The sequence below is a fragment of the Endozoicomonas sp. ALE010 genome, from assembly GCF_049310165.1.
In the GTDB taxonomy this organism is placed as follows: Bacteria; Pseudomonadota; Gammaproteobacteria; order Pseudomonadales; family Endozoicomonadaceae; genus Endozoicomonas.
In genome coordinates this window covers 1-15,771 of the sequence record NZ_JBLYNV010000087.1, presented here as the reverse complement: position 1 = coordinate 15,771, position 15,771 = coordinate 1, and the positions used below count along the sequence as shown (strand labels likewise).

Annotated in this window: 6 protein-coding genes and 1 pseudogene; 3 read left to right on the top strand and 4 right to left on the bottom strand. The window is 51.4% G+C overall.

The genetic code is table 11. The features are described 5' to 3' along the window. Positions 1–461: pseudogene (locus ACO6UY_RS22430) on the top strand (IS21 family transposase); the annotation flags it as partial. Between the two features lie 34 nt (positions 462–495). Beyond that, positions 496–1,251 (top strand): IS21-like element helper ATPase IstB, encoded by a 756-nt coding sequence (gene istB / locus ACO6UY_RS22425; RefSeq protein WP_422491310.1) that lies wholly within the window; start codon positions 496–498, stop codon positions 1,249–1,251. A 428-nt stretch (positions 1,252–1,679) separates the two neighbouring features. Here istB and ACO6UY_RS22420 read toward each other — a convergent pair whose 3' ends face one another. The 3 genes from ACO6UY_RS22420 to ACO6UY_RS22410 form a co-directional block, all read right to left on the bottom strand. Next, positions 1,680–2,162 carry a hypothetical protein gene (locus ACO6UY_RS22420; protein ID WP_422491308.1) on the bottom strand — a complete coding sequence of 161 codons (483 nt, stop codon included), beginning with the start codon at positions 2,160–2,162 and terminating at the stop codon, positions 1,680–1,682. Further along, positions 2,159–2,449: a hypothetical protein gene (locus tag ACO6UY_RS22415; protein WP_422491307.1), complete on the bottom strand. Its 291-nt coding sequence runs from the start codon at positions 2,447–2,449 to the stop codon at positions 2,159–2,161. Before ACO6UY_RS22415 ends, ACO6UY_RS22420 begins: the two co-directional genes overlap by 4 nt. A 259-nt stretch (positions 2,450–2,708) precedes the next feature. Then, positions 2,709–3,632 carry a 5'-nucleotidase gene (locus ACO6UY_RS22410; protein ID WP_422491305.1) on the bottom strand — a complete coding sequence of 308 codons (924 nt, stop codon included), beginning with the start codon at positions 3,630–3,632 and terminating at the stop codon, positions 2,709–2,711. Positions 3,633–4,232: 600 nt separating this feature from the next. Between ACO6UY_RS22410 and ACO6UY_RS22405 the strand changes: the two genes are divergently transcribed. Next, complete coding sequence (locus ACO6UY_RS22405; RefSeq protein WP_422491303.1) at positions 4,233–4,400, top strand: hypothetical protein; 168 nt, start codon at positions 4,233–4,235, stop codon at positions 4,398–4,400. A 68-nt stretch (positions 4,401–4,468) separates the two neighbouring features. On the opposite strand, the gene ACO6UY_RS22400 is transcribed toward ACO6UY_RS22405, so the two are convergent. Continuing rightward, complete coding sequence (locus ACO6UY_RS22400) at positions 4,469–15,751, bottom strand: LPD38 domain-containing protein (protein WP_422491301.1); 11,283 nt, start codon at positions 15,749–15,751, stop codon at positions 4,469–4,471. Between the last annotated feature and the right edge of the window lie 20 nt (positions 15,752–15,771).

The window sequence follows — 15,771 nt, the reverse complement described above, 5'->3', positions numbered from 1 at the left end:
CTGTTCGCTTCACCCAGAATACGGTTGAGTGCTTTTACCAGGGTAAACGGGTCGCCAGTCATCAACGGTTGTACCAGAAAGGCCGGTATAGCACTCAGCCTGAACACATGCCGGAAAAGCACAGACAGCATGCCGAGTGGACACCTGAGAGACTCCAGAACTGGGCCGCCCAAGCAGGGCCTGAAACAGAAGCCGTGATACGACGAATCCTCTCAGACCGTCGCTATCCGCAACAAGGCTATCGCAGCTGCCTTGGCATCATGAGGCTGGGAAAAAGTTATGGTGATGCCCGCCTTGAAAACGCCTGTCGTCGTGCACTGTATACTGATGCCTGCTCTTATCGCAGTCTCGAATCAATCCTGAAGCACAACCTGGATCAACAACCGCTGCCGCAACTGGAACCGGAACCTGCATTGCCGGATCATCATGAGAACCTTCGTGGCTCTGACTACTTCAACTAATCCAGCACGAATAATAGAGAAAGGAACCAGAACCATGTTATTGAATCCAACATTAGAAAAACTGCAAATGCTGAAACTATCCGGCATGTATGAAGCACTTAATGAGCAATTAAACAGTCCAGACATAGAACAAATGTCGTTTGATGAACGGTTGGGGCTGATGGTTGATCGGGAAATGACTGTCCGTGATAACCGGCGCTTGAAAACCCGTTTAAAAAATGCACGACTAAGGCAGCATGCCTGCATGGAAGACATTGACTTCCGCCACCCTCGCGGACTCAAGCGTGAGCAGTTTCAACAGTTACTGGGCAGTGGCTGGATAAAGGATCATCAAAACGTCATTATCACCGGACCAACCGGGGTTGGTAAAACCTGGCTGGCCTGTGCCCTGGCACAGAAAGCCTGCCGCGATGGTTATACAGTCCAGTACCAGAGGCTGCCAAGACTGCTTCAGGACCTGAGCCTTGCCCGTGCTGATGGTCGTTACCTGAAGATCATGACGACGCTGGCCAAAACCGACCTGCTCCTTCTGGATGACTGGGGGCTTGCCCCCTTAAACGAAAGTCAGAGGCGAGACTTGCTGGAGCTGTTTGAAGACCGGCACAACCTCAAGAGCACGCTGATTACCAGCCAGATGCCGGTTGATCACTGGCATGAACTGATCGGTGATCCGACACTGGCAGATGCGATTCTGGACCGGTTGATTCATAACGCCCACCGAGTCCCTCTGAAGGGTGAGTCACTGCGCAAGAAACAGGCAAAACTGGCGAAGTCCGAACCTACGTCCTAAGCTGCAAACCGATGCGTCGCTGCGCTCCGATGGGGGGTGGCCGAATGTTACCGGAATGGGTGGCCGGATACTTCCGGAATCGGTGGCCGGATGTTAGTGGAATGGGTGGCCGAATGCTCCGGAATGCGCAGAATATGATGAGTTTCAAGCTCTCCAAATAGTCAGTTTTTAGAATCAAACCTGATGATAAATAGCACTAATGGATTAGGGCTTTTACCCCATTGTTTCTTGATAGTTTCCATATATTTTTCCAAGAACCCTCTAATTATTTTTCACATTTCTAAATACTCCTTAATGATTTCAACATTGAAGCTTATCCCGCCTTTGCCAGACAGCATTGGCCATCAGTACGTCAAGCCTTATTGAATAATTGGGGTTGCTTCCTCGAAAGACCAGCCCTACCAGATTCATGTGTGTTGCTCGTTCGGCTAAAATGATGTAACACACACTCGCTTTTCGTCGCTACCATCCTCATTTTGCCAGATCACTTCTACTGGAAAAATTGTTGATGACATGCCAAGTGTGATAGCCGCGATTAAGGTAAAGGTTTCATCTGGATTTAGTAGTGGATACGGTATTTTATCTTTGTATTCACCCATGACCAAAGGATTATCATTACAATTTTGTGTCAAACTGAATCTAATATTTCTTGCTGGTGATCTACCATGATTTGTTATATGGAATTTATAATCAGAACGACTATATTTCACGAGTTCAACCTTAATACTCGCTTTTTCCTGTTCTTTCTTTTCTTTCTCAATTAATTCAATTTGCTTCTTGCTTAACTCAGCGTGAACTTCTTCAAGCCTAAGCATAGCTGTGTCAACCTTCCTGGTGCGTATAATGGCAACCAACGAAACTACTACAGCAAGACTTGAAACACATAAAGTTAATATTTCATAATAACTCATGAGTGCTCCTTAACTTCATCTGCTCTCTGCTCTATGATTGCACAAATTTCTTTTGATTTAGGGAACTCCTCTGAAAGCCATTTTAAAGGAAAAAACTTATGATTTTTAAATATTACATGTGGCGTTCCATCGAAACAGGAACATAGAAAGACTTCATGCTCAGACACATTTGAAATAGCACCTGGAACAAAAACTGTTCCATCTTGACCTATCGCGAAAGACCTCGCCCACTCTGGCAACTTAATACCGTCGTCTTTGTCGTATGTAAACCATTCAACTTTCATCATGATTCCTATTATTGATGTGTGCAGTTGCAATACACTGAATCTGATCGGCTACCTACAGAATAGTAGACGACAACAAACGGTAAAGTTTCTGCCTATAAAAATATTTGTTTATAGAATGAGCACATAACGCCAAATCCAACGGCACGAGCGGAGCGAGTGTCCGCTGGAATTTTTTGATAGTTATTTAAAAATCGGGGTCATACCTAGAACCTTGCATACATGCAAAAATAAAGATCTGGTAACATTTTCCCAATGCCGACTACGAATTAGCTATACCAAATGGAATATGTACCATAGGAATATCCCCAGTTTCTGACTCTAAATGACTTATCTGATCATCGAAAAACATATGTGGCTTAAGACGGCTAAGAATTCTATTTTTCACCATGCCACCCAAGAAGAATGATTCATTTGCACTTACTCCCCAGTCCTCGAGAGTTGTGATAACTCTTTCATGCGCTGGAGCATTTCTAGCAGTTACTATTGCAGTTCTAATTATTGGTTTATAGTCGGCATCACGCTCTCTTTCACGTTCCTCAAGTTTTTGAAGGAATGATAACTTTTTAAATAGGTCAGCTAAAGGTCCAGGTTTGTGAGGAATATTTGAATTTTTGTCTTCATATTCATGGAATTTTTCTAAATCACCACCCTTAAAAACGGCCTCAGCTTCATCGTCAGCAATGACTCCATCAAAGTCGAATGCAATTCTCAACTCTTCATCGTTATCATCATTAACTATTTTGCCAGGTAAAACGATTCCTGCTGGATAGCCTTTTCCAACGGCATTAGCAACGTCCTCACTATTTGCCGTAAGAAAAAGAGAAGCATTAAATGCAGGAATGTATTCATATGGCGATCTGCCTTCCATAAAAGCAGCTCTACTTATACTAAGCCCATAATGTTTAATTGATCTAAAAACTCTTTTCCCTGTTGCCGCAGAATTTCTGGATAACAAAACAACTTCTACTGGTTGCTGCCTTTCAAACCTTTTATTTAAATTTAAGAATCTTTTTATGAAAGGAAACGCAACACCTTTTCCAAGTGTGCTATCAATATTTTTCTCTTGAAATTTTTTATACTCCTTTGGTCCTTTTTCCAAATACACAGCATGTGATTCGCTGAGATCGAAAAGGGCACTTGAAGATACTGCAATTACAAGTTTTCGGTCTATCGGATATGGCATTATGTATCCTTAGGCATTGAACAGACGATTATACGGATCTGTGTCGCACAAAAGCTTGCCTGTAACTAATTAATCAACGGTATCAGATCTTGATTTTTTCAAATTTGAAATCAGGATTTTGGTTGTTCATTTAACGACATCAATGAAATGCAACAGCACTACCGATAATTTGCTAACCCCTCCCACGCTACCGCCCATCCCTACATTTTCAGGAATAGTCTGGTAACCCTTTTTGCACGACAATTGTATAGTTGCATAGGCATAAAATAGTACCACCGAACAGTTTACAGTGGTATTTGTTTACCAATTCGCTATTAGTTCCCATATTGAACACTTTACTGTGCATGCGACGGTCACTGGGTACAAGACACCCGATTCACGCCTAAACTGCAAAGATTTTAAAATTTTTTCATTGCTTTCGAACGAAATTATTCTTATTGAATTCAATAGGATATCGACATATTGAGCACTATGCTGAAAAAATTACAATTAGTACTCAATCTTTTTACTGTATACATAACCATATTTATGATGCACCATAGGACTACAAGGATGCCAAACATCCTTAACACCATAAACTCATAACAACGGAAGTGGTAAATGGATCAAACGACACTCCGAACCGACCAGGCTGCTGCCAATATGCTTGCCTATCTCTATCGCTGCCAATTCTCTTTCCCTGAAAGTGAAGAAGCATTGACTCTGGCCCTTTTCACTCTGCAATCCAAAGCACCGAAAGAAGCAAAACCTTCTGACTCAAACCACTAATCCCAAAGCCTGACGGTTTCTGGCCACAGGGTTCGCTGTCCCTGTGCACAAGATCTTACTACTGAAGACTATCGATACCGTTTTACCGCATCAGCTGCTAACCGGTTAATCCGCTGGTTCAGTGTATTTATCCTTTGTCGCTTATTGTCTGGACTCATCAGTCGGTCTTCCATTACCTTTCTCACCTCCTTCCTCAAGTTGTTGATCTCACGGCTGGTCTTCTGAAGCCCTGCTTTGTTGCGTAGCTTTATTGCCGATGACTGCTCAAGCTTTCTGGCCCGCTGGGTGTCACCAGACTCCTGATACCGTTTGATACTGGCGGCAATCTCTTCTACATCCCTGTTCATTTCATACAGCTCACTGGTGTAACGGTTGCTGCTGTTCACACCATCATGGATAAATGACCCAAGCACCGGATAATCACGCTTATTGCGGCCTGGGCGTGGAGCAGCGTCGGTCACTTCCCGGGTCATGGCATCGGTGGCCATCAAGATATAACCACCCAGGGTACCGAAATACCCCTTGAACAAATGCTCCAGTTTTTTCGGTGATCGCATCCAGTCCGGAGCGGCTTCCGGCAGGTACTGGACCAGCTCTTTTAATGTATCGCTGGTGTAAGGATCGAACTGGGCTTCCGGCTTCAGATTCTGCAGCCGCATGGGAATAATGGGCTGGTTCCGGAACCGGTCGCGGTTCTCGGCCACTTCCCAAATGGGCTTTATCGCCTGGGGGATGGGTGTGGACTCCAGCGAAAAAGTACTCATTATCAGCATATAGAGCATATCCTTCGTCCACTTCATATCTTCATTACCATCCAGACTCTGGGTAATGATCTCCGGCAGGGTGGCAAAGATAGCGCCCACTTCAAATGGTTTGGGTATCCGGTAGTGCCCATCATTCCCTTCTCCGATCCAGAAGTGGTGGTACATTAACTTGTCATGGTCGGACAGTTCTTTGTACCGGTCATCGTCTTCGTAGTGGCGCATCAATGCCCAGGCAGCCAGTCCATACATCAGGCCCCGGCTGATGACCGGCCATGAAAACGACTGTCGGTTCCAGTTATCTCCCGGCTTTATGCCCCGCCACAATCGGTTCATTCCCTGCAACAGGCTGTTAAAAAACGGCAGGGTCTGCACCAGAAACTGCACGATGGGCCACTGGCCGCTGCGGGTAAAGTTTAATACGTCCATGGACTGATAAGCCGCTTCCGCCGGTGAGCCGCCCTGCTTGATTACCTGCTCATAGACATGCAAACGGTTGGAGTTCTCAAAGCGGGAACCAAACTGATGCCAAAGGTTGATCAGTTGCTTTGTAAGACTGAGGACTTTTTTCTGTTCATCCGGAGACAGCTTTTTCCGGATATTATTGGAATTAACCGAGTAATAACCGCTGCCACCGCCGCCGCCCATCATCATGGCCCAGCGGGTCTCATCGTTCTTCAGGGATTTTCTGAAGCCTCGCACGGCACCGGCCAGTGGATTCAGGGTTAATGGTTTGCCATTGACCTCTGGAGCAATATGCACCGCCGTAGAGATGGTATCCTTCAACAGATTGCGGAGCATAAAATCCGGTACCGATGTCACCGCACCTGTCAGTACCTTGCGTGGAATCCCCAGCAGTTTCATCAGTGTGCTGTGGGTCGGGGCTCCCAGATCCTGAATGGAGGCCAGCAATAACGGGTCGTCCTTCACCAGATAGGTTTGCTGTTTACCCTCCACCGAAACGCGGACAGCCCCCTCCCCCAGGACCGCGTATTTCGACAGCAGGGCTTTCCATCGTCTCATCTGAGCTGCTGTCAGATTGGTGTCCTGATCCATCTCCCGCAGTTTATTGAGAACATCGTCGTCGGTTATACGTATCGCAGCATCAACCTGTTCCAGGGTACCCACTGCCACACCGTCTTTCACAATCCGCTGCATGGCGATATTTTTGTACGCCGCATCAATCATCGAACGGGTATTGCGGTACATCGCTTCCAGTGGGCTGATCTTCTCCACACCCCCCGTCAGTTTTTGGATACCAGACTTTTGCCCGGACAGCCCCCGTTTGGCGCGAGGGCCATTTTGCTCTTTATCTTCCAGATCATGTACCCGGTTAAACGGCAGATAGTCGTCGGTGTCCCAAAGTTTGCGCAGATCTCTATCCACCAGCCCGGCATCCGTGAGAAAGTCCAGCAGATCGTTATTGTGAGCCTGATAATCCTTCTTCACCTGTTCAAATCGCTGCTGCAGTTGTGGTTGAGTATTCACCCAGTTCTGAATGGTGTTTATTTTCTTATCGTCGTACAGGTTCTCCCGGTTTTGCTGGCTCAGAGCCTTGCCGTGTTTCAGGTCTTCATTGACCTGTTTCATGGCTCGGTTCCAGGCACTTCGCCCTCCCTGCCAGTTATCCGGTGCTGTGGCATTCAGAGCTTCCTTCATGGCCTGTCCCTGTGCCAGTAAATGATTACCCTTGGCTTGGGCAGCCTTATCTTCATCCATGATTCGTCGGGCACGAACACTGCCTGCCCAGGTTTCCCAGAGTTCCAGTTCATTACGCTGGGCAACCGGCTTCAGCAGATCCAACAGACCTTTGCTTTCGGGCTTTATAATGACACTGCCGTCTTTCAGCATTGGCGTGCCTTTATGCAGCATCACCTCCATGGTGGCATCGAGGTTACGGGTCAAAAATGCTGCCTTACTGGCCGAGAGCGAAGCGTCCAGCAACTTGCCGTTATTCAGTTGTTTCTCGTTATGCTCCAGGGCGGCATAGGGATTAAACACTCCCTGATTAATTTCTCGCTGAATGCGCTCCCAGTCCCACCACGCTTTAAACCGTTCCATGGAACTTTCGGGCTGGGTTGCACCGTGAATCTGCCTGATGACATCGGCAACCTCATCAGGCATATCTTTCAGAGCATAACGGGAAGAGTCCGGTTGTTGCGCCTTATCACTTCGCGCTGATTTTTTGCGAGCCCCTTTTTTAAGAGCAAACAGGGGCTGGCCATCTTTCAGTACCGAGTCTTTCATCTCGTCGGTCACAGTGACTGACCAGACGGTATCGGGCTTGGTATCGAAAGGATATTGTGAGCCACTGAAGTGAATATCCACAGGCTCCAGACTGGCACCCCACTTTTTGGTGTACTTCTTCATGTAGTTGGCCAGGCGCTTGTCGTAGAACTCCTTCATGCCCCTGGCGCCACTGTCACCGATCACATCATCCAAGTTTTCCATCGTGAACGATTCTTGATGCTGGTCGTAGACGTGATCTTTTAAATATTCCTGAGCCCGTTCTTTACTCCTGAAAAGCAACATATCGCCATACTGGTCGTGCATGACCTCGCCGTTCGCATCAATAATTTCATACTTATCAAAGTGAGCCATGCGGCGCAGTTCATAACTGGCTTCTCGTTCCTTCAGCCACCGCTGAATCTCACCGGAACGTTCCCTGATTTTTGCACCCACCTGGTTACCCACATAGGCTTCCAGCTCGGCTTCTACAACCCGGTGATTGCGCCGGTTATCATTTCTGTCTGTCACAGTCAGGTTGAAGTAAGACACCTGACCTGTTTTATCAAAACCCGGTTCTACCTTCAGTTCCTGCACCACCTGCCCGAGGCTTGGATACCGCTCCACCTGTTGTGCCGCGTTGCTCCAGGCAATCCGGTCAAAGCCTTCTTCAGCGGCGTGGCGAATCATCCGTTTCATCACCAGATTGGGCCAGTTTTCCTTCAGGGGAGCATCGGGCTTCATGCGATAAGTATTCATGGCAGAGTTATGGCTGTAGAGTGATTCCAGTTCGGTTTCTATCTGCCTTAGTCGATCCAGCAACGCCTCCTTGCGCCTGGTAAGTTCCTTGAGTTCACCCCTTATCTGGTCAATCTGTGGTTGCAACTTTTCCTTGAGTTTTTCGTCGCCCCAGTCGTTCCAGCCTTCTTCGTTGGCCATTTGCTCATTCAGCAGGTTTAACTGGTCTTTGGTCATATAGATTTCAGTGTCTACGGTCTGTTCTTCATTGGTCTTTTCCCGCTTTTCTTTTCTCAGGGCATCAATTTTTCTTATCCATTCCTCATTGGCTTTTATGGCCTCTGGTGTCTGGTAGCCTCTTTCCCGTCCCTGCTGATGCCAGTCACTCTGGACTTCATCAATAAACAGAATCCGTTCATTACGACCATGGACGTTTTCATTAAAAGTCTGAAAGCGCACATGGGCCAGCGCATTTTCTGCCTCACCCCAGTGGCTATCGGTGTAGGCATCCTGTTCCCAGCGGGCAAAGGAGTGGTGTTCGCTGACCGCTGCGGCAATGGCAGAAGCTGCGGAGGCGTGGCCGGTGGTGATGATGGTTCTGTTACCATCAGCATCGACACGGTAGAGGGTGTAATGTCTGAACTCCGCTCCCCACTCTGAATCATTCACCTTCAAGTCGTTGGGCAAAACGCCCTGGCTCAGATCGCCCGCTTCTTCTTCGGTGATGGGGCTCCGGTTCTTATGGTTCGGATGATCAGCAGGAAATACAGTCTTGTTGTTATCAAGGAACAGGATCAGCTCGGAATAATCTTCGCCACCCTGCATGGCGTATTGCCGGTACTGGACATCGGACTCATCCCGCAATTCTGCTTCCATATCACTGCGATAATCAGACTCGTAGTCGTTCTCCCAGGCTTCCAGTGCGGCGTCTTCCTTATCGGAATAGCTGACATGATCACGTACCAGTTCTTTGTCGCCCATATTATCGACGCTGTTATTGGCTCGCCATTGGGCTTCTTCATGCAGAGCTGACTCATTCAGATCGCCATCGTCGTCCAGCAGGGCTTCAACTTCATGGTCATCCAACTCTTCATCTTCATACCGCTGTTTCAGCTCGTCATAGTGAAAGTCATACTCGGATTCCCGCAAATCTTCCCGCGCCTCTTCCAGAGCATCAGCCAGTTCATCCAGTGAATAACCATGCTCATAATCACCAATGCGTTCACGGATAAACATTTGCTGCTTTTCATAAACCCGGTCGTCCAGCTCCTGTTCATCGAAGCCATCCACGTTCAGGTCTTCGGTGATCCGCACCTCATTCTGCCGGATAAAATCCAACACCTCTGACTTGCTCAGCTTTTGGCCTTTTTGCTCTTTACTTTTCTGGGCCAGCCACAGGTCCAGCCCCATCCACTGGATTTCCTCGTCCTGCACGTTGTTGCCCTTCTTGATGGCATTCAGCCAGCTCTGGGCAGGCAGCTTGTCCGACTTCACGGCGGCGGCACTGCGCTCTACGGCAGAGTAAAAAGTGGGCGCACGGCCAGCATCGTTATAGCGATTACCTTTCGGACCGTTGGGATTAAAGCTGCCATTACGCTTCAGATGCCCACGGGCAGCACTGAGCAGCTCCACTGCATCGGCATCGGTCCACTTGATGTTGGGGAACAACCGGCGCAGGGCATTACGGATCATGCTGACCACTTTGGTCAACAGGCCGTTCTTCGGATCTTTCTCCGCCAGGTGTGCCAGGTATTCCTCGGCAATGATCCGGTTGGCTTCTGCCTCGCTCTTGCCTTCCATCTGCCGGGCGTAGCGTTTGGCCAGTGCCTGCTTCAGCCGGTCGCTCATATCCCGGTGGATTTCATCGAGCACGGTATCCAGCCGCTTGCCCAGCAAACCACGGACGCCTTTATGGCCCACCAGTTCATGGAGGACGGTACGGGTTGCCTCGCCCACATTGTCCAGGTTGGCAGCGATCAGGTAGGTGTCGCCCGTGTCCGGGTCAAACAGGCCCCGCACCCGGCCTTGTGCCTTGTCGCTAATGACCTTCTGGTAAAGGTGTGAGGGCAGTTCGGTTTCAGACTGCAATACATGAATGGCCTGACCCAGTTTCTGCTCCAGCGGCTTCAGCTTCAGCCGCAGGGGGCCGGACTGGATGCCTTTGGCGTTGGTGTCTTTGCGCAGGGCGTAGAAGAAACCTCCCTCGTTCAGGTCAGGGAAGCCTTGTTCAGCGGCTGACTGGTAGTCACCCTCCTTGCCGGTAAAGTGATCCAGCACATTAATCCGGTCGCCCCGGTTGAAAAAGTTGATCAGGTTCCGGGTGCCTTTCATGGCCAGTGGTGAACCACTGCTTTTCAGGATGACCGACGAACTGTTGGTGCTGTCCAGTGCCGTCATAATCCGGGCAGCCGCCGGGTTATCCGTGGGGTGTCGCAGGGTCTTCAGGTCGCTGTCCGACAATGGCAGGACGCCGGTGACATTGTATTTGCTGTCCAGCAACACCACGGCATTGCCACTGATCGTATCCAGAAAGGGTCGCACCGTTTCCGGTGAGCTGAAGTTGATGTGAGGCCGGTTAAAGCGCAGTCGCCGTTCGGTAATGGGGAATGCTTGATTGCGCGCCATGCGCTTAGGTGCCACCGTTCCCGCCTGCACCGTGCCATCGGCATCCATAATCCTGGCGTGGCCGGTGATCCCCACCACAGCATGACCCATATTTATTACGCCACTGCCGTCCAGCACATCGTTCAGGCTGTGGGTAATATGCACATCGGAGGTGCTTGGCTCAGGATCACCGGACGGATGGTTATGGGCAAACCAGACGCTTTTGGCATCCGGTGTGGCGACCACTGCACCGGCCAGTGTCCAGGGCGACACGGAGGCAGAGGCTTTCTGCCCCTTGCTGTGCTTGATGACATTGATCACCTTGTCGTTGCCATCGAGCACAATGGCGTACATTTCCTCCTGCGCCAGCTTGCGGATCGGGGCGATGAAGTGGGCAAGGTCGTCGTGGGTGTGGATGGTGTCGGTGCCAGCCCTTATGGTGCCGGTTTCAACGTGCTTAACCAGAACACGTTGGTTCTCGATGATCTGCTGTTTGCGTTCTTCTCCAGACAGATCAGGGGAGGCGAACAGGTCTTTCTGACCGGCGTCTTCCAGATCAGATTTTTTGCCACGGCGCTTGCGTTCTTCTACTCCGCTTTGTTGTTCGTTTTCTCCGGCTCGGTATCTGCCCCCTGGTTCATCAATTTGTCGAAGTCGGATTGTGCCTTCAGTATCTTGTCCCTTGCTGCCTGCATCTGCTTCTTCTGCTCTGGAGTCAACAGATGCCCGTAGCGCAGATCGGATTTTGCCCAGGTTTCCAAGCAACTCTGCCGCGCTCTCTTTGCCTCCGAATTTGTCAGGGTCATTCTCTATTTCCTCTTTCAGTTGTTTCAGGTTTTTTTCATGGGGGTCTGCTGTGGCAGCCTTCATTACCTTGCTGGTGACATTGCCATGGAAGCAACCCATTCCTCCGTATTTGTCGCAGGAGGTACAGTTAAAGTTTTTCTTTGGCTCGGTAGGGTGCTTGATCTTTTTCCAGCCGCCATCAATAGGGCAGACCCTTTTCATTGCGTCCAGCCCCAGCATACGGCGCAGGGTGGCCTTATCGCCCAACACTTTTTGCCCGTGTTTAATGGGCAGTATTACCAGTATCCGGTCAAGGTTAGACCGTACAAAGTCGATACCGTTCTGCTGGCCGTCAAATACCACTGCCAGTTCCAGGTCAGGATGTTGTGCTGCCAGTTCAAAATTGCTGTTATCCACCGACAGGGCTCGCCAGTTCACCTCTGGCACCTGCTTCAGAAAGTCCGGGTTCTTGCTGAATATCTGGAGGCGAATACCTTCCTTGTTCATCTCTTTGATAAAGGGCAGCCACGCCATGGAGCCATCGCCCATATCAAACATTCTCAGGGCTTTATTCTGATAATACTCAGCAGTGGCCTTGTAATTGTTTGAGGCGATATTGGCAGCTCTTACCGGGTCGGTCTCTACGGCCCAATTCACCAGCTCCGACTTGATCAGCGGGTTACTGAATCGGTAATTACCCTTGGTGGCGTAGCAGAATGAGGCGCAGTCACGGCTAGGCAGGCAATCCACAAAACTGCCGTTAATGCTGTTTTCTGGCTTCCCGGCATGGCCTAACAGGTCTTCCCTATGTAGATAGCGCCATAGTCCAACTTCACCCCCCTCTTTTAAATCCTTGAGCATTGAGGCGTTGTTTTTTTCCGACAACAGCGACCGGTAATCCACCTCCCGCCCAACCACCAGATCATCAATGGTCTGACGGATCAATATGGACTGCACGGTCTTCCTTGCCCACGGGGTATCGGCCAGCTTCTTCAGCCGTGCGACAATACCGGCCTTATCCTCCCGGCCATCCAGATACCGCTTGACGGCTGCCCGTTCTGCACCACCGAGACTCTTGATGCCAGGCACCGAGTAGTGAGGCGCATTGCGGCTGTTGTATTTCCTGCCTTCTTCCTCAATCCCCGCAAAATCATCATCCGTCCATTCGTCGCTGTCCAGGGTGCCATCGTCAACGGCATCGAGCAGGTCGTCTATTTCATCGGCTGCTTTCTCGGTTCCTGGGGCAGACTCAGTTGCTCGCCCTGCGGGTTCTCCCGGTTCACCTTTTCCGTTGCTGCCTTGAGCATCTTGAACAGGTCCGGTTTGCCGGGTCGTTTTCGGGTCCTTGATCGGAGTGCTCTTGTCGCCATAGTCTCTCTCCAGTTGTTGGTTGGTCTGGTCGATCAGATCATTCAGCGTAGCCTCTTCGCTGCCAAACATATCCCCACCGGCCTGCCCCTGCTTCTGGAGGTACTGCTCAATCTGGCTGGCCAGCTCAGAGAGTGCCTGCCCCACCTGCTTTGACTTGTTCAGGTTGGCATCGAGCCAGCGGGCGAACAGTTCTGTTTCCGGGCTAAAACTGTCCAGCAGGGAACGCTGGTCCAGAATCTCGTCCACCGACTGGCCACGGTTGCGGCTGTCTTGCAGGATACGGCTGGCTTCCACCAGTGAATCAATAACACCATAGCCACCGAGCTCAGGATCTATACCCTTGGCCCTGGCAAAGTGCGGTGCCGCCATGGCCAGCGACTTGATCAGGTTCTTCAGGTCCGGTTTGTCGTCCTCGGCAAATAGGCTGTTCAACCGTTCATCATCGTAGGCTTTCATAAACAGGGCCGACTCCACCCGGTCGCGCATCTGTTTATTCCAGTGACCCTCTCTGGTCTTCAGCTCTGCGGATTCATCACCGAGCCGGTCAGCGAACCGGGCAAGAAAGGTGTCATTACTGCGGTGCAGCAAGTCGCCCGTGCCATCGGTATCGAAGTGGTTAAGGTCTTCCTGGGTAATACGGCTGGCGTCCAGCTTGGCTTTTTCCGCCGGAGACATCGTAGCGGTTTCGGGCTTATTGGCCTCCTTGGTAAAGGATACCCGGTCTTCAGTATCGAGCTTGCCCTGACGCTGACGCACCAGTACCGGTTCTTTGAAGCCGTCTATAGCCTCCGGCTTCAGGCCAAAGGCCTCGGCGTTGTCCTTCAGATACTGACGGTAGGCTTCAGCCCGGTCCCCATAAAGGCGGTATGCCTTGCGGATCGCAGACACCCGGCCATTGCCGCTTTCCACCACCCGGTCACTGCCAATGATCGGCGCGCCACTGCTGGCCAGCGGGTTAGCGCCCAGTTTCTTCGGGTTCAGCTTGCTGGCAATGCCCCGGATCTGGGTTTCACTGGCCTGCCTCGCCCGATCCCTCGGTTGCAGTTCTGCCGGGTAGTCCGGGTTGACCCTGCCGGTGTCGTTGTGGCTGGTGATCAGGTCGGACTGTTCATAGAGGGCATACTGCGTGCTGACTTCCCGTTCATCGGCCATCACCGTTTCGTCGGCCTTGCCCAGTACCGGCTTTTTTCCAGAGGGTGTCCCCGACTTCTGCTGCGGGGTGAGTTGCATCCCTTCCTGCCGCTGGCGAGCCTCGATGGCCTGCACTTCCCGTTCAAAACGGATACCTTCCCCGCTTTCTACCATGGCCTTCAGGTTGGCCAGTGCCTCTTGCATGGAGGTCGGCGTAAAGCCCCGGCCACCTTTACGGGCTTTCATTTCCAGATTGCGCTGGTTCTCGATCAGTCTGCGGACGCGGCGCTTCTTGCCGGTATCCCCTTTACGCCAGTTGAACGAACGGAACAGGCGGTTCAGGCGGTTCATCCGTTCGGTGTAGCTGGTCAGGTCCTGATCGGGGTCGCCGGTATACTCCGGGGAGCCAGGGTGCTGGCCGGGGGCCTTGTCGATCTGATCACGGCGGCGCTGCTGGCTGTCCTGCTGTACGGCTTCAGCATCGGCAGACACGGTGCCATGGCGGTTGCCGGTAAAGTCGGTGGGCGAATAGCCCAGTTGCTGCGGTGGCTGTTGTGCGGGTTGTGGTGCCGGTTGTGATTCTGGCCGGTAGGGCGCATTGGTCTGCTGCTCAAAGCCAGGGCCGGTAAAGGTGGTTTCGCCTCGCTGGGCCGGACTGTTGGGTTCGACATAAATGGCGTTTTCCGTTCCAAGCAACGGTGGCTGTTGCTCTTGTTGTGGCTGACTCTGACGGGCTTGCCTGCGTCCATAGGCTGGCTGGTCGTAATGACTAAAGTCCTGCGGCCCTGCATTCGGGTTGTCGGACACACCGCCACCACCAGGAGGATCATTCGGGTTATGGTCATCCCACCCTGTCGGCATATCCACCTTCGGAGCAGGCGGGTGGTACTGCCCGGTCAATGGGTCGGTATAGCCCTGGTGATGCTCCGCCCAGCCTTCCGGTGCGGCCTGTGCTTCGGCTTCGGCCTGCGGCACCTGCTCGCCATGATGCTGCAACCAGCTCTCCAGATTGGCAATGGCCATCGAGTTCTGCCGCAGTTGCTCTGCCAGCATGGTCTGGTCGGCGTTGGGCTCCTGCATCTGGTCTTGCAGGGTCTGGTTCTGACTCATTAAGTCGTTCAGTTTTTCCTGAGTGGCACTGACCTGTTCCGGGTTCCGTACCCGGCCAAGGCCACCCACCAGACCACCCACTGGACCACCGATGACCATACCGGTCACGGCCTGCCCCAGGGCATTATCGGTCAGGCCGACATTCTGACCGGCCTGTTGCTGGCCATAGTTTTCGGCTATCTGCTGGCCGTAGCCTTCACCGAACTCCTGGGTTCCTTCAGTCAGCAACCCTTTCAGGGCATTGGTGCCACGGGTACCGGCGGTTTTCAGGATGACGTTTTCCAGGGCAGGACCACCGATGCCCATGGACAATGCCCCAACCCCTGCGCCCGGCAGGAAAGCAGCCTGTGCCGCTTCTTCAGCCAGCAGTGCCTTGGCCTGCTCAAAAGGCTCACGGGTATCACCGCCCCCGGCCTGTTCATAGGTCTGCTGATACAGTTCCTGGAACCGGGGATTGTCTTTCAGGTCCTCATAGCCGAGATTCAGGATGGTATTTTTTGCGCCTTCTGCCGCAGATCCACCGATCATGGCACCGCCGGTCAGTCCATAGCCGGTATGATTGCCTATCTTGTCGATGGTATTGGCGAGTCCCTGTACGCCACGGGCTTCGGCCAGTGTTCCCACGCTGGCGGCCCTGCCTGCAC